The sequence below is a fragment of the Paenibacillus canaveralius genome, assembly GCF_047238265.1.
Lineage (GTDB): Bacteria > Bacillota > Bacilli > Paenibacillales > NBRC-103111 > Paenibacillus_F.
The window spans coordinates 117,562-137,281 of record NZ_JBDFMM010000001.1; the positions used below are offsets into that span (position 1 = coordinate 117,562).

Annotated in this window: 15 protein-coding genes and 1 pseudogene; all 16 read left to right on the plus strand. The window is 45.8% G+C overall.

Annotated elements, in window-relative coordinates; translation table 11 throughout:
- The first annotated feature begins 9 nt into the window (after nucleotides 1–9).
- The 16 genes and pseudogenes from ABC395_RS00570 to argC all read left to right on the plus strand — a co-directional run bounded on the left by ABC395_RS00570 (nucleotide 10) and on the right by argC (nucleotide 19,649).
- Complete coding sequence (locus ABC395_RS00570; RefSeq protein WP_413000154.1) at nucleotides 10–348, plus strand: flagellar protein FlaG; 339 nt, start codon at nucleotides 10–12, stop codon at nucleotides 346–348.
- 14 nt (nucleotides 349–362) lie between these two features.
- On the plus strand, nucleotides 363–1,868 hold the full coding sequence (gene fliD, locus ABC395_RS00575) for a flagellar filament capping protein FliD (protein WP_413000155.1): 1,506 nt from the start codon (nucleotides 363–365) through the stop codon (nucleotides 1,866–1,868).
- A 40-nt stretch (nucleotides 1,869–1,908) separates the two neighbouring features.
- A complete protein-coding gene (locus ABC395_RS00580; RefSeq protein ID WP_413000156.1) occupies nucleotides 1,909–2,049 on the plus strand; it encodes a flagellar protein FliS in 141 nt (46 codons plus the stop codon).
- 4 nt (nucleotides 2,050–2,053) lie between these two features.
- Nucleotides 2,054–2,302, plus strand: coding sequence for a flagellar protein FliS (locus ABC395_RS00585; RefSeq protein ID WP_413000157.1), 249 nt, complete (start codon nucleotides 2,054–2,056; stop codon nucleotides 2,300–2,302).
- Nucleotides 2,295–2,627, plus strand: coding sequence for a hypothetical protein (locus tag ABC395_RS00590; RefSeq protein ID WP_413000158.1), 333 nt, complete (start codon nucleotides 2,295–2,297; stop codon nucleotides 2,625–2,627). Before ABC395_RS00585 ends, ABC395_RS00590 begins: the two co-directional genes overlap by 8 nt.
- An 18-nt stretch (nucleotides 2,628–2,645) precedes the next feature.
- Nucleotides 2,646–6,614 (plus strand): IPT/TIG domain-containing protein, encoded by a 3,969-nt coding sequence (locus ABC395_RS00595; RefSeq protein WP_413000159.1) that lies wholly within the window; start codon nucleotides 2,646–2,648, stop codon nucleotides 6,612–6,614.
- 64 nt (nucleotides 6,615–6,678) lie between these two features.
- The gene (locus ABC395_RS00600) at nucleotides 6,679–7,539 is read left to right on the plus strand and encodes a glycosyltransferase (protein WP_413000160.1); all 861 of its coding nucleotides are present in this window, start codon (nucleotides 6,679–6,681) and stop codon (nucleotides 7,537–7,539) included.
- 244 nt (nucleotides 7,540–7,783) lie between these two features.
- Nucleotides 7,784–9,022, plus strand: a complete 1,239-nt coding sequence (gene fliB, locus ABC395_RS00605; protein WP_413000161.1) for a flagellin lysine-N-methylase — start codon at nucleotides 7,784–7,786, stop codon at nucleotides 9,020–9,022.
- Nucleotides 9,023–9,058: 36 nt separating this feature from the next.
- Nucleotides 9,059–10,594, plus strand: coding sequence for a glycosyltransferase family 4 protein (locus tag ABC395_RS00610; protein ID WP_413000162.1), 1,536 nt, complete (start codon nucleotides 9,059–9,061; stop codon nucleotides 10,592–10,594).
- A gap of 248 nt (nucleotides 10,595–10,842) precedes the next feature.
- Complete coding sequence (locus ABC395_RS00615; RefSeq protein WP_413000163.1) at nucleotides 10,843–11,631, plus strand: FkbM family methyltransferase; 789 nt, start codon at nucleotides 10,843–10,845, stop codon at nucleotides 11,629–11,631.
- 244 nt (nucleotides 11,632–11,875) lie between these two features.
- Nucleotides 11,876–12,073, plus strand: coding sequence for a cold shock domain-containing protein (locus ABC395_RS00620; protein WP_009677088.1), 198 nt, complete (start codon nucleotides 11,876–11,878; stop codon nucleotides 12,071–12,073).
- 197 nt (nucleotides 12,074–12,270) lie between these two features.
- Nucleotides 12,271–12,819 (plus strand): ribosome hibernation-promoting factor, HPF/YfiA family, encoded by a 549-nt coding sequence (hpf, locus tag ABC395_RS00625; protein WP_103996867.1) that lies wholly within the window; start codon nucleotides 12,271–12,273, stop codon nucleotides 12,817–12,819.
- A gap of 491 nt (nucleotides 12,820–13,310) precedes the next feature.
- Nucleotides 13,311–15,817 (plus strand): annotated as a pseudogene (gene secA / locus ABC395_RS00630) (preprotein translocase subunit SecA).
- Nucleotides 15,818–16,009: 192 nt separating this feature from the next.
- Nucleotides 16,010–17,123, plus strand: a protein-coding gene (prfB, locus tag ABC395_RS00635; RefSeq protein WP_413000164.1) for a peptide chain release factor 2 whose coding sequence is annotated in 2 segments (ribosomal slippage) — nucleotides 16,010–16,081 and nucleotides 16,083–17,123 — 1,113 coding nt in all. Because the reading frame shifts where the segments join, the coding sequence is not laid out codon by codon here.
- Between the two features lie 343 nt (nucleotides 17,124–17,466).
- Entirely contained in the window at nucleotides 17,467–18,351 is an 885-nt protein-coding gene (locus ABC395_RS00640; protein WP_103996864.1) for a YitT family protein, read from the plus strand.
- A 248-nt stretch (nucleotides 18,352–18,599) separates the two neighbouring features.
- On the plus strand, nucleotides 18,600–19,649 hold the full coding sequence (gene argC, locus ABC395_RS00645) for an N-acetyl-gamma-glutamyl-phosphate reductase (protein ID WP_413000165.1): 1,050 nt from the start codon (nucleotides 18,600–18,602) through the stop codon (nucleotides 19,647–19,649).
- Nucleotides 19,650–19,720: the final 71 nt, after the last annotated feature.

The window sequence follows — 19,720 nt, forward strand, 5'->3', positions numbered from 1 at the left end:
TTCTAAAGGATGAAGATCAATCCCGGAACAGCATCTACGTCTTCAACACCATTGTTTAATACAATTTCGGATACTTTACTTTCTGACACGGCTAATGAAAATCTTACTCCATCGGTCAATGCTGATCCTCAAAACATTCAGCAGCTTGTGGATCGTGTAAACAAGGCACTTCATGAAACGGATACGCATATTAAAGTAAAAGTTCATGAGAAGACAAACACCATTATGGTTGTGGTCGTCAATAACGATACGGATGAAGTAATTAGAGAAATACCGTCCGAGAGAATGCTGGATCTTATGTATAACATGTGTGTGAACGTAGGTGTATTTCTTGACAAAAAAATCTAGAAGGGAGATGTAAGATGGCTGGTATAAGCGGACCTACAAGGCTGACGGGCTTTAGCGGACAATTGGATACAGATGGTCTTATCAAAAAATTGATGGACACCGAAAAAGTGCCATTAAATAATTTGCTGAGAAAAAAGCAGCTGATCTTGTGGCAAAGAGAAGATTACCGGACTATGAACACATCGCTGTTGTCCATTCGTAAGACAATTGATGATTTGCGCTTTGAGAACAAGTTCGAAGCGGTAAAGTCCAATTCTTCCAATCCTACCGTTCTGGAAGTAACATCAAGCGGTACTAATCCGGGTATAAGCAACGTTAAAATTACGCAATTGGCTAATTCTGCTTCTATCATAAGCGATAAGGTGACTAAGTTGCCAACAGAGCAGCTGAATGTGAGCGGAAGTTTTACTATCGAGGGATCGGACCCTAGTAAATCTGTGCAAATTACAGTAAGTGCGGATTCAACGATAGAATCTTTAGTCAAGCAAATTAACGGAAGCGCGGCAAAAACGGGCGTGAAGGCTAGTTTCGACCGTTCGAGCGGTGTATTATATTTAAATTCTACATCTACCGGTGCTCAGTCGACGGTTAAGGTAACGGATGACGGGAATGGAACCTTTACAAATTTGTTCGGAAACATTCCTCTAACCTCTCAAGGACAAGACGCCAAATATAATGTAAACGGTAAGGATATTACCGCCAAGTCAAACGACGTTATTATCAACGGTGTACAGGTTTCTCTAAGAAGCCAAGGCGAAGCGACAATCGGAGCAGTGGCGGACCATACGGCTGTAGCCGATAAAATCAAAGGTTTCGTCAAACAGTACAACGAACTTATCGATCAGTATACGGAAGCGACTACAGCCAAAAAGAACCGTGACTATCAGCCTTTAACCACTGAGGAAAAAGAGGGAATGACGGAATCTCAGATTGCCTTGTGGGAAAAGAAAGCGCGTCAAGGTGATCTTTATAACGACGGACTGTTAAAAGACACGTTAATGACATTGCGTTCCGCTTTAAACATGCCTCTTGAAGGTATTACCGAACCCGCAGATCCTAAAAGTCAGCTTAGGCTTCTTTCGCAAATTGGAATTACAGTCAAAAATGATTTCCGGGAAAACGGAAAGCTTCAAGTCGACGAAGCTAAGTTAAATGACGCTTTGAACACCCGTTTTAACGAGGTTGTCCAACTTTTCACCAAGACCTCCACTACACCGAGCGACACTCCGGAAAATATTAAGAAGCGAAAAAGTGAACAGGGAATTGGTGATCGTTTATACGAGGTAATGACTTCCCAGTTGACGAAGTTTACTAAGAAGATCGGTCTAGGGTCCAATGAGTCTTTAGATGACAGTATTCTTGGCAAGCAGTTAAAGGAAATGGGGACGAGAGAAACGGATCTCCAGCGTAAATTAAGGGATATTGAAGACCGCTACTACAAGAAATTTTCGGCTATGGAACAAGCATTACAGAAATTGAACAGCCAAGGTTCCTGGATAGCATCTCAATTAAGCAGGTAGACGGTTAACATTAAATTACAACTGATGAGAGAGGGTTACAATGCAGAATGCAAAACAGCAGCAATATTTGAAGGTTCGTGTAGAGACGGCAAGCCCGGGAGAATTGACGTTGCTGTTATATCAGGAAATGGTCAAATTGCTGCTCCAAGCTAAGCAGTCTGTATTCTCAGAATCAGTATGAGGAAATGAACCAGCCGCTCTACAAAGTCAAAAGTATTCTTAGTGAATTGATCGTTACTTTAGATATGAAATACGATATATCTAGAGATTTGCAGAACCTTTATTTATTCTACGACCAGCATATCGCAAATTTTATTATCAAGAAAGACGAGAACATCTTGGAGGATATCCTTGAGTTTGCAAGAGGGATGGCCGAAACTTGGAAGCAGGCACTGGCTTCACTAAAAACTGGCGGGTACCGCGAAAATGCGTAGCAGTAGTTCATTATTAGAGGAACTCGCCGGTTTATATAAATTTCTGCTTGAATCTCCAAGCTTTGAGCGTTATGAGCAAATAGAGGAACAAATTGACCAATTGTATCTTGATCTCTCTGAGAAGAAAAGCTTCACTGCTGCAGATAAGCTTGCGTTAGAACAAATTCAGAATATGCATAAAAAAGTTACTGCGGTCATACTGCAGGAACAAAAAGAAATAAAAAATCAAATAAACACAATGGAAATGAAAAAAAATGTTTCTAATGCCTATAGCACAAAAGCATCTTATACTAATGATGCTTTTTTTGTGGATATCAGGAACTAAATCGAAGGAGGCTTGCCCGTGAAGAATACGGTCGTAAAGTCCATAAGATTAATTTTAGCTTTCGTACTGCTTCTATCGGTTTTCCCGGTTACTTTTGCTTCGGCTGAAGCGGCTGATGAAATTGTAAGAGTAACTAAGCAAGTAAATCCGACTTCCATATTAGAAGGCGGAGAAGCAGATGTAACTGTAAATGTTCAGGGGTCAGACGGCGTCAATTTTGTTAAACCAAACGATATTATACTGATCATTGACAGATCAGGCAGTATGCTTCCCCAAAATAATAACGGCGAAGATAAAATGACGAATGCTAAAAATGCTGCCAAAGGCTTCGTCGATCTGATCGACTTCAGCAAACACCGCGTAGGGGTTGTTGATTTCGCAAGCGACGTTAAGTTTAAAGATCTTTCTTCAAACCCGGCGGATATTAAAAATTACATTACAGGTATTAACGCATCCGGCGGTACGGGAACAATGGCAGCCATAAAAAAAGCGCGGGAGCTGCTGGGGACGCATAGAGCAGATGCCCAACCGGTTATCCTGCTATTAACGGATGGGGAGGCCACAGAGCCTGCTCCCGTAGACAATGCGCGTAAAGTAGCTCTAGAGCAGGCTAACGCCGCTAAGAGCGAAGGCACAGTCTTCTATACTATCGCACTATTAAAGAAGACGGAGAATCCTGACACAAGCGCACCAAACTTGTTGATGAAAGATATGGCGACTACAGCCCAGCATCACCACTTTGTGCTTGGTTCCGTAGGTTTGGCGGAAATTTATCAAGCCATCGTAAGCGAGATCGGTGTGGCCAGCGCATATGATGTAACGGTCAAAGATTCCGTTGCTCCGGAATTTGAAATCGTTCCAGGCTCCTATAAGGATAACATTCCTCAGCCGACTGTAAGTGGAAACACGCTTACCTGGAAGTTTAATGAACTGAAAAAAGAAACATTAACATTTAATTATAAAATCCGACATAAATCTGGACAAAGAGTCGGGGATTTATCCGTAGGAAGCCAGGATATCGATGTAACCTTTAAGGATTATTTGGGCGTACCTAGTGCGACCAAGGTAGTTAATCCTGTTATTAAGGTTTCCTACCCGGCTCCGGTAATCACGTCCATAACACCCGATAAAGGTTCTGTTGCTGGCGGCGAAACCATTACCATCGACGGTAAGAACTTCCGTGCAAATCCTACGGTTACATTTGGAAGCAAAGAAGCGGTTTCTGTAAATTTCGTAGATTCTACTAAGTTAACAGTTGTTGCTCCTGCGGGAAATCAGGGTGCGGTTGACTTAAAAGTCACTAACAATGACGGGCAGTCCGCAAGCATGCCTTATAATTACTATGCGGTACCGGAATTTCTGTCTGTAACTCCGAATAGCGGGGTTCTGGCAGGCGGAAACGATGTTGTAATTACAGGTAAATATTTTTTAGCTAACCCAAAGGTGAAATTCGGCCAACATGAAGCTATCATCAAAAGTTCCACAAGCACTCAAATTACTGCTACAGTGCCGGCTGGTGATGTTGAAGGGTTTGTGGATATTGAGATTGTAAACTCAGATAGTACTAGTGTTACGGCAAAAAATGCGTATGAATACCTGGTTGGCCCTAGCGTAACCGAAGTAACGCCTAACCAAGGATCCAGTAAAGGCGGCGACCTGGTTACTATCAAGGGGGACCACTTCAAGACCGGTGCGGTTGTTAAATTTAACACGATTTCAGTGCCGGCCGAATTTGTTTCAGCCACGGAATTGAAAGTAACGACCCCCGCTTGGCCTAAAGCCGAAAGTGTGAAAGTTACCGTCATCAATCCGGATAAGTTGGAAGGCTACCTGGATCAAGGGTTTAAGTATTTAAATCCGGCTCCGGTAATTGAAAGTATTAGTCCGAATTCCGGTTTGGTAACTGGAGGGGATTTAGTTACCATTACAGGAACAGATTTCTTGCCGGATGCTAAAATTATTTTCAAAGATATAGAGATGGCGAGCAGTTTTGTAGATTCTAAGCATTTGAGAGTCAGGTCTCCAAAATGGACACAAGAAGAAACAGTAGATATTACGGTTAAAAATCCGGACGGACAATCTGCTGTTTTGAATCAAAGCTTCTCGTACAAGTTTCCGAAAGCTGCCGAGTTGGTCTCGCTTTCTCCCGTAAGTGGACCGCTGGACGGAGGAAATGTGATTACGGTGAAGGGAACTAACCTTAGCAGTGAATTAAGCTTGTATGTAGCCGGTACTAAGGTGACTTACACACTGCTTTCGAGTGACACCCTCACATTTAAAGCCCCAAAAACGGCTGTTGCGGGAAAAGTCGATATTAAAGTAACGGATACTTATAACCGCGAAAGCATTCTTAAAGAAGCTTATGAATACCTGGCCCCAGCACCTTTACCGGCTCCGTCTATTTCGGGTGTAACACCCTCTCAGACAGTAAGAACAGGCGGGGAATTCATCTATGTTAACGGAGATAACTTCCAAGAGGGTGCGGTTGTTTGGTTAAATGACAGCAAGCAAACTACTTCGTTTATGAGCACCAAACAACTTCGGTTTAGAGCCCCTGTGTGGGGTAAGGAAGAAGCCGTTACGGTTAAAGTAATCAATCCAGATACCCAGTTTGCGCTCTTGGATGGGGCTTTGAAATTTACGAACCCGCCGGCAGACCCGGCTCCTGAAATTTCCTCTTTAACACCGGATTCGGGTGAAGTAAAAGGAGACTATTTTGTAACCATCACTGGGAAGTACTTTAAGTCCGGCGCCAAAGTAACTTTCGGCGGCAAAGAACTGACAACTTCTTTCTTGAGTGATACCCAACTGCGTGTGAGAGCCCCTCTGGGAGACAAAGAAGGCGCGGTAGAAGTCAAGGTTACAAATCCCGATGGCCTTCAAGCGACAAGTACTTTTACTTACACGGCCCCTGTTCTTGGCCCGGCCCCTGTAATTACTAGTATAAGCCCGGCGCAAGCTCCGGTTACCGGAGGCATTCTTGTTGTAATCAATGGGGAAAACTTCAACGCACAATCAAGTGTTAAATTCGGAGATAAAGTAATCACAACTTCATTTCTTTCCGATAAACAATTGCGTGTGAGAATCCCGGTCTGGACAAAAGCAGAGAAAGTAGATGTCTCGGTTTCTAATGCCGATGGGCAGGTAGCCGTATCTGTAGCCGGGTTTGAGTATATTCCCGTAGCTCCTGCTGTTATAACCAGTTTGACACCTAATCATATGCAGTTGGATTTAGGTGGTTTTGTAGTCATCGACGGAGCAAACTTTGATCCGGCTACGAAGGTTTACTTTGGCGAGAAAGAAGCCAGCGTTTCCTTCCTAAGCGATAAGCAGCTTCGTGTAAGGGCACCTATTTGGAGTAAAGCGGAAACTGTTTCCGTTAAGGTTGTTAATCCTGACGGCCAAATCACGACAGTAGCCAACAGCTTTACATTTGATCCGATTCCTTTGAAACCCGCACCGGTTATCTCAACGTTATCGCCAAATCACTCTCTTCAAACAGGCGGTGACTTGGTATATGTGAATGGTTCTAATTTTATTGAGGGAGCCAAGATTTCCGTTGATGGCGGAACGCCAATCGTTACATCGTTCTTTGGAAGCAATCAGCTTCGGTTTAGAATACCGGCGTCTTCCAAAACAGGACCGGTGGATGTTAAGGTGATTAATCCGGATGGCCAGTTTGTCATATTGGCTAACGGGTTTACCTATGATGCTCCTCCTATGAAACCGGCTCCTGTTATTTCGAATCTTACACCGAATAATGCTTTGAATACGAGTGGCGAATTGGTTTATATTAATGGTTCCAATTTTATGGATGGAGCTAAAGTTTCCGTCGATGGGGCGACTCCGATTGCAACCTCATTTTTGAGCAGCACGCAACTTCGGTTTAGGATTCCTATAACTTCTAAAACGGGACCAGTAGATATTAAAGTAATCAATCCGGACGGACAAACGGTTACACTTGTTGGTGGGTTCACTTACCGGTAAGTTTTTAAGAGGGTGCCTCTTGCAGGCACCCTTTTTTCATAACAATTTGATGAGGAGTAATTCCATGAAACAACCTATATCGGCGTGTATTATGACTAAAAATGAACAGGACACGATTGGGAATTGCGTGGATTCTATACGTCCTTATGTAGAAGAAATCATTGTGCTCGATACGGGCTCAGAAGATGCTACTGCTGATATTGCTTTGTCAAAAGGTGCTGCTGTTTATCGAACCGTCTGGCAAAATGATTTTTCGAGAGTCAGAAATGAATTAATTCAGTTAGCGGCAAAACCCATTGTTTTCATGATAGATGCCGATGAAATTGCTGTTCCCAGACAGGAGAAAGCGTTTGAGAAAATTGGCAAACAACTGCTTTCCGACGTAAGTTTAGTGGCTAAAATCAACATTCTTAACGAAATAGACGATGGAATTTCAAGTGCAACGATTTCGAGAGTATTTAATAAAGAAAGTGGATTATTTTTTAAAGGTGTAGTGCACGAGCAAATAGAATGTTCAACTAAAGAACTGAAATTTATTCAATCGGATATTGTGTTAAGACATACGGGGTATTTGTCCTCTCAAATCATCGGCAATAATAAATACGAACGCAATTTAACTTTGTTGTTTAAGGAGTTGGAAAAGAACAACAAAAATTCCTATATACATTTTCAGATAGGCCGGACGTATTCAGCATCGGGAGACTACGAGAAGGCCGTGTATCACTTGAGTCTTGCGTATAAACTCTCGAATACGGATCATGCGTATTACAGTGCGCTCATTCAAACTTACGGATGGGCTTTGCTGAGAACAAATAAATTTAGTGAGTTATTCGAAGTTTTACAAACCGGTCTTCAATTATATCCGGATTATACGGATTTATACTTTCTTTACGGCTGTACACTTGTCCAATTGAAGTCAGACTGAGCATGTTCATTTAATTCCGGATATATTTCTTGGTTGCCTGGAATTAGGGGAGCCTGATCCCCAAAAATATGAAACGGTTGCAGGAGTCGGTTCATTCAAAGCTTATTATAATTTAGGGTTGTATTATGAATTGACGGGTCAGGTAGATAGGGCCTTGATTGCATACAAAAATAGTGCCGAGGCCGATTTTAAACCTGCAATAGAGCGACTTAATCAACTTAGAACATAGAAAAGAGGATAGTTAATGAAACAGAACACGTTAATACCCGAATATATGAAAAAGTTTCAATGCCTAGGCGGAGATTGTGAAGATACATGCTGTGCGGGATGGACAGTATCTATCGATAAACAGACGTATAAAAAATATCAAAAAGCAAGCGACCCTGAGATGAAAACTAAACTAAGCAATGTTATAAAGAGAAATAAAAATAGCGCAACTAAAAGCGACAGATACTATGCCAGCATTATCATGGGTCAAGACAAACACTGTCCTATGCTTACCGAGGAAAAATGGTGCTCGGTTCAATTGAAAATGGGTGAAGACGCTCTATCTACAACTTGCCGCATGTATCCTAGAAATCTGAATAAGTACAACGATACGTTTGAATTCTCCGGAAGAGTATCCTGCCCCGAAATCGCACGATTGGTCCTGCTTGAGCCCAATGGTATTGAATTTGATGAAACCGAATATGAAATTCAACCCAATTGGCCAGTTATCAAACATCATGGAAATGAGGGAGCCGTCGATTACACTCAACATTTTTGGCCGATAAGAATGCTCGCTATCGAAATGATTCAAACACGTGCGATTCCGTTGGGTGACAGACTGGTTATGCTCGGATTATTTATAGACGCTTTGCAAAAGGATATCGATCAAGGACTTGGTTTGGGAGCAACGGAGATTATTGAATCGTTTCGTTCAAAACTAATGAGTGCCGAGTATTTGGAATCCATTTCAAAGTTAAAGGTAAACCTGGACTTACAATTACAGGCACTGTTTGAACTTATAAAATCCAGACTGGCTTATGGGGCTACCATGGATAGATACCACGTTACCTTTACAGAAATGCTGGAAGGTTTAAAACTTGCCGAAGCAGACTTTAGATTAGATGAGTTTAGAGTAAATTACGAAGAAAACTTTAAGGCTTATTATTCTCCCTATATGAAAGAAAAAGAATACGTTTTAGAAAATTATTTGGTTAACTTTTTGTTTAATTCCCTGTTTCCTAACTTATCCGTAAAAAACAATTCTCTTTTTGATGAATACGCCCTCTTAGCGGTGATGTATGGAATGTTGAAGATTCATTTGGTGGGTGTAGCGGGCAAGCACAAAGTTTTAAATGATGAAATCCTTGTCAGAACCGTGCAATCTTTCGCTAAAGCTATCGAGCATACCAGTGTTTATCTCCAATCTATCGTTGAAGAACTAAAAAGAAACAATTACTTCACATTGGCGCACATCTCGTTATTAGTAAAAGACTGAGAACAACAGCTGTAACGCTTCAAAGGAGAATAAATCATGCTGCAAAAGCTGCGCTCCGATCTTCAATACAAACGAGTGGAAAATATAAAAGCGGAGACTTGTCCCAAGCGATCTCTGCAAGCTAAACAAATGAGTCCGAAACACCGGCTCCATATCGTTTTCGTTATGAATCAGGTCGGTATTTGGGGCGGCGTTAAAATAGTTTTTGAGCAAGCCAACCGACTGATTGAAAAAGGCTTCCGCATCACCATTCTATCCAGACATCCTTTTCCTGAATGGTTTCCGCTGCAGGCAGAATATATTCAGATTCCTTACGGATTGGATTTGGGGCAGGGGATTCCTCTTTGTGATCTAATTGTGGCCACCTACTACGACCACATTTACGAATGTGTACAGACGGGGATCGCACCGGTTGTTTACTTCGAGCAGGGGGATAAGCATTTATTTGAACCGGAGAAGCTGGAAGAAGAACAGTCCTTATTTATACAAAAACAGTTAAATTATGCGGATCGCATACTGACGGTTTCAAACCAGGCCCATAAATTGCTCAACGATTTGTATCATTGTGATTCTACTGTCATTCATAACGGCATTGATTCTGCTACCTTTACTCCTGAAGGCAGTATTCCTGACAGAAAACGTCCTTACCTCTTAATGATGGGAAACGAGCAAATAGCGTTTAAAGGCATTCACGATGTTTGGGAGGCTTATCTGCTTTCTTCGACGATCCGGGCAAATTACGATTTAATTTGGATTACACCGGTCGAACCTCAACCTTCTATTAAAGAGAAAGCATGGATTACCGAGGTTTATGTGAATCCGACTCAGCAAGAGATTGCCGAGCTGTACCGGGGAGCGGCCTTGTTTGTCTCCGGGTCTCATTATGAGTCTTTTTCACTGCCCGTAATAGAAGCCATGGCCTGCGGCTGCCCGGTTGTCAGTACCCGTAATCAGGGTGTTCTGGAATATGCGGAAGAGGGAACTAATATTTTGCTGGCGGAAATCCGTGATCCGGAGAGCTTATCCGTACAGTTGACTTATTTGCTTGAAAATCCTTTGCTGAGAGAAAAGCAGATTGTAAAAGGTCTGGAAACGGCGGCCCGTTTCTCCTGGAATGCGGTTTTGCCGCAAGTAGAGAACTATTATAAGGAAGCGGCCGGCTGCGATCCTATACCGGTGAATTCTTTGGATGAATGGGACATCCTTCTCCAGGAGAAAGACTTCGTGACTGAAGAGGAGTTCGGAAGATTTATAAAAAGGCTGCTGCACAGCAGTAAAGATAAAGTCGAGCTTGTCTCCGTATATTCTCTCATTGAGAATCATTCGTTCGGCAGATGGGAGACGGCGGCTGTAAGAAGAGCAACCGGGAAACCGAATGTCCGTCGACAGAGCATATATCCTAGCCCGGGGTGCAATATCGCCCGAATCCGATCACGATCCTGCTATAGGTTTGCTTGCACAAGGAATGCCGGAAGAAGCTTATCGCCTGTGGCAGGGCTTGATAAATACAAACCATGCTTCGCCAGAGTGGCAGGGCATTTATACCAAATGGCTCATATTAAGTTTAATTGAACTCGAGAGAGACGAAGATGCTCTTCAAATTTTAAATAGGACTCTTCCTAAACACCCGGATTATACGGATTTATATTATTTATATGCTCTTGTGCTTACTTTGCTGGGTAAAGGGAGCGAGGCAGGTCCGGTAATAGGGTTAGCAAAACTAGTGGGAGACGCAGCTCATTACCCCGAGTTTTTCCTGAACAGCTCCGCATTATTAAAAAATTTACAACAGTGAACAGATAAAGGGAGAGCGGATAATCATGCACGGAACCTATATAGGGAACAATAAAATGATGGTGAAGTTAGCGTATAACGCTGTAATCACGGTACCGTCCAATGATTTGAGTCTGATGCCGACATTGGTGACGACCGGAATGTTTGAAGTTCCGCTGACAAAATATTTCCTTACCCAACTGAAACCCGGATATACGGTCGTGGACGTGGGAGCCAATATCGGTTATTTTACGGTTCTGGCCGCCAAAGTAGTCGGAAATACGGGTAAGGTTATCGGGTATGAAGCGGACCCAGACACGGCTGCTGTCCTAAAGGATAACCTGGCAATGAACTGGTTGACGGAGAACGTGACCGTCCTAAACAAAGCGGTATATTCGGAAAATAAGACGCTTCAATTTCGGAGCTCGGAAAGATTTCATGGATATTCTTCGTGGAAAGAGAAACCTAAGGACGACAATCTGATCGATAACTATACGATCCGGGATGTCGAAGCGGTATCTTTAGATAACGAACTCCAAGAACTGGATACGATTGATCTGGTTAAGATCGATATCGAGGGTGGAGAGTACCATGCTTTTCTGGGAATGGAAACATTAATTCAAAATCGTAAAATCAAGAAGATTACTTTTGAATGGAACAAACCGATGCTGGGAGCGGATGAGGGTCCATTCCTTAAGTTGATCGGCGATCTGATCGCAAAGCGTGAAGCCCGTCTCACCCTTCTGGATAAAGAAGGAGAAGTCATTCAAACGACGTTAAAGGAACTGTCAGCGTTCGAATTTTACCCTTTCGTTCTCTTGGAGTTCCCCAATTAGCGCTTATTAACCCCTGTGGACAATGTGTATAACTTTGTTGATAACTCTGTGAATAAGTGCTTAAATCCCGCTTTCGACAAGGGATCTAGGGCTTAAAGCCTATACTGTCGAAAGTGTGAATACCTAAATTTTCAAAATATTTAGGATTATCTTGTCATCAGATTGACACAATTATTTCCGTGGTGATATATTCAAAAGGTAAGCAAAGGCTTACATTTATTTGAAGACGAAGGGAATGTGTCCGATGCAAGGTAAAGTGAAATGGTTCAATGCGGAAAAAGGCTACGGTTTCATCGAGCGCGAGGACGGCGGAGACGTATTCGTACATTTCTCGGCAATCCAAACTGACGGTTTCAAAACACTAGAAGAAGGTCAGGCTGTCGAGTTTGACATCGTGGAAGGCGCTCGCGGACCACAAGCAGCTAACGTAAACAAGCTGTAATTATTCGGCCGTTTGGCCGGTTCATAAAACATGGCAAAGATGTTTGAACCAGCACCCTGGATTCCGGTCCGGGGTGTTTTTTTGCATGCGCGTGAAGTTCACAATTTAGCCGCAGAACGGACACGGAACGTATATTAAGAATTTTTGAATATTCAAAATAGTTGGTGTATAATAGAGACAGAAGGGAGGAGTTTTATATGAAATTCACCGTTCGAGGAGATCATCTCGAGATAACAGCTGCCCTCAGGGAGTATGTGGAGAAGAAGCTGAGCAGACTGGAGAAGTACTTTGAAGCCCCCCTCAACTCGGAAGGATTTGTGACACTTAGCGTAGTCAAGAACATCCACACGGTGGAAGTGACGATTCCGCTCCAGGGCGTCCTGCTCCGTGCCGAGAATAAAGATCAAGACATGTATGCGGCAATTGACCTGGTGGTCGACAAGCTGGAACGTCAAATCCGCAAACACAAAACGAAAATGAATCGTAAAATCCGCCTGGAAGGCAACAAACGCGAGTTGAGCAAGCTGGAAAGCCCGGTTCTCACCATGGATGAGGAAGAGGAGGATTACGAACTGGTCCGCACGAAGCGGTTTACGCTGAAACCGATGGATATCGATGAAGCGATTCTGCAGATGAACATGGTTGGTCATGATTTCTTCGTTTTTTCCAACATGGACACGGAGCAAGTGAACGTGGTCTATAAAAGGGACGACGGCAGGTACGGTCTTATCGAACCGGCTATTTAAAGCCCAACCCGCCTTGCCGATTGCTCAAAGCCCAACGAACTTTTAACTGAAAATCAACCAAAGCTTGATCCGACAGGGTCAGGCTTTTTAAATGTTTACAGTTGTATTTTTAAATCCGAGTATGCGAGGTTCAGGCGGAAACAACCCGTTACCACACGTAGTCTTCCATCGTGTTTCTTCCTTATATAGTAGACAAGGCACGGCGGTTCGGAAACCGGTAATAAACCGATTTTCAAGACGGCTGTCTGTTCAACGGTCCGGCCGGTAAAATTTCACCAACTTTGGAAATGGAAAAATGGCGTTTGATGCACTTTGCCGACAGGAACTGCAACAAAGCGCGAGCTTTTACGTATGTAAAGGAGTAGGTTTGCTACAGAGAAGCACATCTGATAAACTGAAATGTTCCCGCTCTGCAGCCTTGTTTTGTTGCGGCTTGACGAGCAAACTGATACAATTTAAGGATACTGAGTGTAAGGGAAAGGGGTTCACCGATGCTAGGACTGGTCAAAAAAATGTTTGGTGATTCCAACGAACGTGAAATCAAGCGATATTGGAAAGCAGTCGATGCTATAAATGGGCTGGAGACGGAAATTTCCGCTCTGTCCGACGACCAACTGAAAGGCAAAACCGTCGAGTTCCGCGAGCGTCTGGAAAAAGGTGAAGACCTGGACGACCTGCTGCCTGAAGCATTTGCCGTTGTGCGTGAAGCTTCCAAGCGGGTGCTGGGCAAACGTCACTATGATGTGCAGCTAATCGGCGGCATGGTGCTCCACGAAGGCAAGATCGCCGAGATGAGAACCGGTGAAGGTAAAACCCTCGTCGGTACGCTTCCCGTCTATTTGAATGCGCTGGCGGGCAAAGGCGTTCACGTGGTTACCGTCAACGACTATCTGGCACAGCGTGACAGCGGCGAAATGGGCCAGATTTACGATTTCCTGGGGATGACCGTCGGGGTCAATCTTCACGATCTTTCGCATGAACAGAAGCAGGCGGCCTATGCTTGCGACGTAACTTACGGCACGAACAATGAATACGGATTCGATTATTTGCGCGATAATATGGTGCTTTATAAAGAGCAGATGGTTCAGCGTCCGCTTTATTTTGCCGTTATCGACGAAGTGGATTCGATTCTGGTCGACGAAGCGAGAACACCGCTGATCATTTCGGGACAAGCTTGCCAAATCTACCGATTTGTATTATGCGGCGGACCGTTTTGTGAGCAAGCTGGAAGCGGAGAAGGATTACACTGTTGATATCAAAGTCCGTTCCGTATCTTTGACGGAGCAGGGTGTGGAGAAGGCCGAGAAGGCGTTCGGGATCGAGAACTTGTTCGATCATCAGAACGTTACCCTTAACCATCACGTTACCCAGGCTCTGAAAGCACGCGTCATTATGCGCCGTGACGTGGATTACGTCGTTCAGGACGATGAAGTTTTGATCGTCGACGAATTTACGGGCCGTCTGATGACGGGCCGCCGTTACAGCGAAGGCCTGCACCAGGCGATCGAAGCCAAAGAGCAGCTCCCAGGTGCAGAACGAGAGCATGACGCTGGCAACGATCACGTTCCAGAACTATTTCCGTATGTACCGCAAGCTGGCCGGTATGACCGGTACGGCAAAAACGGAGGAAGAAGAGTTCAAGAAGATCTACGGTCTGGACGTTATTATTGTGCCGACTAACCGTCCGATGATCCGTAAAGATATGCCTGACGTTGTTTATAAGACGGAATTGGGCAAATTCAAAGCGGTCGTGGAAGAAATCGTCGAGCGCCACAAAAATAAACAGCCGGTACTGGTCGGTACCGTATCTATTGAGAATTCCGAGTTGCTGTCCGAAATGCTGAAGAAAAAAGGCGTTCAGCATAAGGTTCTTAACGCGAAGTACCACGCCGAGGAGGCGGAAATCGTATCCCGTGCGGGACAAGCCGGCGCCGTAACGATCGCTACCAACATGGCGGGCCGCGGTACCGATATTATGCTGGGCGACCAAGTCCACGAAATCGGCGGGCTTCATATTATCGGTACGGAGCGCCATGAAAGCCGCCGGATCGATAACCAGCTCCGCGGTCGTGCGGGCCGTCAGGGTGATCCGGGTTCCTCCCAGTTCTACCTGTCGCTCGGCGACGAGCTGATGAAGCGCTTCGGCGCCGAGAACATCATGGCAATGATGGACCGTCTCGGCATGGAAGAGGATCAGCCGATCGAAAGCAAGCTTATCACGCGTGCGATCGAATCCGCCCAGAAGCGTGTAGAGGGCAACAACTTCGACATGCGTAAAGTCGTCCTCCAATATGACGACGTTATGAACCAGCAGCGTGAAATTATTTATAAGCAGCGCCGCGAGGTGCTTGAGTCCGAGAATATCCGTGAGATCGTCGAAACGATGCTTCGTTCCAGCATTGAGCGTATCGTGAACGCCCACTGCAGCGAATCTCAAATTCCGGAAGAGTGGGATCTTCAGGCGGTTGTCGATTACGTGAATAACAACTTCCTTTCCGAAGATGCGCTGGTCAGCAAAGATATCTGGGGTAAAGAGATCGACGAAATCATTGAATTTATTGATGAGAAAGTTAAAGATAAATATAACGAGCGTGAAGAACAAATCGGCGCCGAATTTATGCGCGAATTTGAGAAAGTCGTCGTACTGCGTGCGGTCGATTCCAAATGGATGGATCATATCGATGCGATGGACCAGCTTCGCCAAGGGATTCACCTTCGTGCCTACGGCGGTACGGATCCGCTTCGTGAGTACCAGTTCGAAGGCTTCGAAATGTTCCACGAAATGGTTGACAGCATCCAGGAAGAAGTGGCGACTTATATCATGAAGGCGCATGTGGAAAGCAACCTGGAGCGTCAAGCCGTGGCTGAAGGCCAGGCCGTGGATCCTAAAGTGGAATCCGCTGGCAAACAGCCGATCGTCAAAGAAGAGCAGATCGGCCGCAACGATCCTTGCCCTTGCGGAAGCGGCAAGAAATACAAGCAGTGTCACGGAGCGTAATTCGCATCGGGCTCGGCATTTTATAAGCTGTATCTTATGCAAGGTTATGCATACATTATGCATAACCTTGCATATTCGCTTATATATTGGCATCAACCCGGATATGATAAACGTAAAAAGCCGGGATACGCATTTTTTCATTCAAAGCTACATTTAACGCTAGTACAAATATGAGGACTCCGAGGTGTTGGTATGCTGGAACCGGAAATAAAACAAGACCTGCGCGAAATTGCAAAGCGACTAACGGAATTAAGGGGGTCTCTTTGACTTAGATCATAAGCTCGAAGAGATCGGAGATTATGAAGTGAAGATGGCGGCGCCCGATTTCTGGGACGATAACGAGAAGGCCCAGAAAATCATCGGCGAACTTAACGCCATCAAAAGCGTTGTAGATCAGTTCCAGGGGCTGAATAACGAATATGAAGACCTGGAAGTTATGGCGCAGCTGGCTGATGAGGAGAACGACGAGGACATGGCGGCCGAACTGGCCGACGGCCTGAAAGGCGTTCTACGCAAGCTGGAAGATTTCCAGCTGCAGCTGCTGCTCAATCAGCCGTACGACCGGCTGAATGCCATTCTCGAGCTGCATCCCGGCGCGGGCGGGACGGAGTCCCAGGACTGGGCGGAGATGCTGCTGCGGATGTACCGCCGGTGGGCCGAGAAACGGAACTTCAAGGTCGAGGTGCTCGACTATCTGCCCGGAGACGAGGCCGGCGTGAAGAGTGTTACGCTCCTCATTAAGGGACATAACGCCTACGGGTATCTCAAAGCGGAGAAGGGCGTACACCGCCTCGTGCGCATCTCGCCGTTCGACGCTTCGGGCCGGCGCCACACTTCGTTCGTGTCGTGCGACGTGGTCCCCGAGATCGAAGACGACGTGGAGGTTGATATCCGCACGGAGGATTTGAAGATCGACACGTACCGCGCGAGCGGAGCGGGCGGCCAGCACATCAACACGACGGATTCGGCCGTGCGGATTACGCACTTGCCGACGGGCGTCGTGGTGACGTGCCAGACGGAACGTTCCCAGATCAAGAACCGGGAACGGGCCATGAAGCACTTGAGATCAAAGCTCTACGAGAAGAAGATCGAGGAGCAGGAGAAGCATCTCGCGGAAATCCGCGGAGAGCAGTCCGACATTGCGTGGGGCAGCCAGATCCGCTCTTATGTTTTCCATCCGTACAGCATGGTCAAGGATCACCGGACTACGGAAGAGACAGGCAATGTAGGAGCGGTAATGGACGGCGATCTCGACCCGTTCATCGATGCCTATCTGCGCCTGCAGATTCAGAAGAAGGAAGAATAGTGTCGTGCGGGGAGGGAGGCCGAGTGCCTGCGGCCCCGCATTTTTTATATAGCGGGGAAGATGAGACGGAGGCTCAGCAAGTTTAAGCAGCCAGTGCAGGCAAGCCCGTGAAACCCTTGATCATTTCGAAACCGGATGGCTGTCCGGCCCATGCAAGTCAGTCGAAAACAAAGTTTTGCAGCGTTTCTTCATTAATTTTGACCACCGGTTAATTAGAGGTAGGCAAATGCCTCTTTTGATGCCATAATAATTCCAGTACCTTACTCATACAACAATAGACCTTCATCAGGCAAAACTAGAGATAGCCGGCGCGAACGGCCGGCAGCAGATAGGAGGAAAGTCCATGGCTATGGCCAAAGGCAAACGGAGAAAAGCCCGTCTTGTCCTGAACAGTCCGCAGCAGAAAGCGTACGAATATGCGATGCTGCTGATCGGGTGTTTGATTATTTCCATCAGTTTTAACGTCTTTCTTAACCCCAACCAGGTTGCCTCCGGAGGAGTATCAGGCCTGTCGACCATTATCCAGCAAACTTTGGGCTGGCAGCCGGCTTTAACGCAGTGGGGCTTGAATATTCCTTTGTTCCTGCTCGGTTTGTGGCTCTTGGACCGCTCTTACAGCCTTAAGGCCGTCGTGGGATCGATCGTTCTTCCGCTTTGCGTCATGCTGACCAGCAATCTGCCGACTTTGACTCATAACATTTTGCTTGCGACGATCTATGGCGGCATGGTGCTGGGACTCGGTATCGGAATCGTATTCCGCGGCCGCGGCTCGACAGGGGGCTTCAGCATTTCTTCGCAAATTTTACATAAGTATTCCGGTCTGAGCCTGGGCGTATCGGTTGCCGTATTTGACGGAATGGTCATTTTGCTGGCCGGCCTCTTTTTCGGTCCCGAAAAAGCCCTTTACGCGCTTATCGGTCTCTTTGTCACTACGAAAACCATCGATATCGTCCAAGTCGGTCTTAACACTTCGAAAGTAGCTTATATCATTTCAAATGACCCCGAGAAGCTTCGCGAAGCCATTCTTCATGATCTCGACCGGGGGTTAACTCAACTGACCGGAGCGGGCGGATACACGGGGGATGCCCGGCTTGTGCTTATGGTTGTCGTCAGTCAGAGCGAAGTCAGCAAGCTCAAAGCGCTCGTACAGTCAATCGATCCGAACGCGTTTATTATTTTAAGCAACGCGAATGAGGTGCTGGGCGAAGGTTTTAAACGGGCGGTATAACTTTGCATATATACAAAACATTTTGCATAAAAGTGAAAAGGCGGGAAGACTGAACTTCTCCGGCAAACCGAAATCCGAACCTGTATTCTTTAATAGAAAACGGCTGTCTCTATGGGCAGCTGTTTTTTTGTACGCCATTTTTTAAAGTTGAAGAGAGGACCCTCGGAAGGTAAAAAAGTCGTTGAATTATTATACCTATGTCTGTATAATAATACATATCATTTTTAGGACGTTTGGGGGATAAAGCAATGACGGAACATGTGAGAGCGGCTATTGTAGGTTCAACCGGTTACGGGGGAGTGGAGCTGATCAGGCTGCTGCTCGGACATCCGCGGGTAACCATCACTTCGGTAATTTCGTCTTCGAGCGCAGGCGCGCCCATTTCGGACGGATTTCCTCATTTGAACAGCATTATGCAAGATTCGCTGGATGCTGTGGATGTACCGCTTATCGCATCCAAAGCGGATGTCGTGTTTCTGGCGACACCGGCGGGGGTGGCTGCCAAGCTCGCTCCCGAGATGCTGGACGCGGGTCTCAAAGTGATCGATCTGTCCGGTGATTTCCGGCTGAAAACTCCGCAGATATACACCCAGTGGTATAAGCGCGAAGGAGCATCACAGGAGGATCTCGATAAGGCGGTTTTCGGTTTATGCGAAATCTATGGGGAACAGGTAACGGGCAAGGAGTTTATTTCCAATCCCGGCTGTTACCCGACGGCTACTCTTCTCGGTCTCTTTCCGGCAGTGAAAACGGGCTGGATCGATCCGTCCACGATTATCGTGGATGCCAAATCCGGTATTTCCGGCGCGGGCAGAGGATTGGGCCTCGGCGTTCATTACGCGGAAGCCAACGAAAATTTCTCCGCTTACAAACTTAACCGTCATCAGCATATTCCCGAAATCGAGCAGGTGCTTAGCGATGCCGCCGGACGTGAAGTCATTATTACATTCTCCACTCATCTGGTGCCGATGACGCGGGGTATTATGGCGACCTGTTATGCGCAGTTGAACGGAAAGCATGACACCCGTGATTTCATTGAGATGTATCGTAGTTTCTATGAAGGACGCCGTTTTGTGCGGATTCGTGAAGAAGGCAAGTGGCCGGCGACCAAAGAAGTGTGGGGCTCGAATTACTGCGATATCGGTTTTGCCGTAGATGAGCGGACGAACCGGGTCACCGTCGTATCCGTTATCGACAATGTGATGAAAGGCGCGGCGGGGCAGGCTGTCCAGAACTTGAATTTGATGCTCGGCTGGGATGAAACTACGGGTCTTCAGATTACGCCGGTTTATCCGTGATAGTTCCGGGCTTTTCATAATAATTTGCAGGCATAACAAAAACGGACCCTATTGAGAGAGTCCGATAAATT

Coding starts and splice junctions, on each gene's coding strand:
- ABC395_RS00570 (WP_413000154.1), top strand. CDS start 10: ATGAAGATCAATCCCGGAACAGCATCTACGTCTTCAACACCATTGTTT.
- fliD (WP_413000155.1), top strand. CDS start 363: ATGGCTGGTATAAGCGGACCTACAAGGCTGACGGGCTTTAGCGGACAA.
- ABC395_RS00580 (WP_413000156.1), top strand. CDS start 1,909: ATGCAGAATGCAAAACAGCAGCAATATTTGAAGGTTCGTGTAGAGACG.
- ABC395_RS00585 (WP_413000157.1), top strand. CDS start 2,054: ATGAACCAGCCGCTCTACAAAGTCAAAAGTATTCTTAGTGAATTGATC.
- ABC395_RS00590 (WP_413000158.1), top strand. CDS start 2,295: ATGCGTAGCAGTAGTTCATTATTAGAGGAACTCGCCGGTTTATATAAA.
- ABC395_RS00600 (WP_413000160.1), top strand. CDS start 6,679: ATGAAACAACCTATATCGGCGTGTATTATGACTAAAAATGAACAGGAC.
- fliB (WP_413000161.1), top strand. CDS start 7,784: ATGAAACAGAACACGTTAATACCCGAATATATGAAAAAGTTTCAATGC.
- ABC395_RS00610 (WP_413000162.1), top strand. CDS start 9,059: ATGCTGCAAAAGCTGCGCTCCGATCTTCAATACAAACGAGTGGAAAAT.
- ABC395_RS00615 (WP_413000163.1), top strand. CDS start 10,843: ATGCACGGAACCTATATAGGGAACAATAAAATGATGGTGAAGTTAGCG.
- ABC395_RS00620 (WP_009677088.1), top strand. CDS start 11,876: ATGCAAGGTAAAGTGAAATGGTTCAATGCGGAAAAAGGCTACGGTTTC.
- hpf (WP_103996867.1), top strand. CDS start 12,271: ATGAAATTCACCGTTCGAGGAGATCATCTCGAGATAACAGCTGCCCTC.
- ABC395_RS00640 (WP_103996864.1), top strand. CDS start 17,467: ATGGCTATGGCCAAAGGCAAACGGAGAAAAGCCCGTCTTGTCCTGAAC.
- argC (WP_413000165.1), top strand. CDS start 18,600: ATGACGGAACATGTGAGAGCGGCTATTGTAGGTTCAACCGGTTACGGG.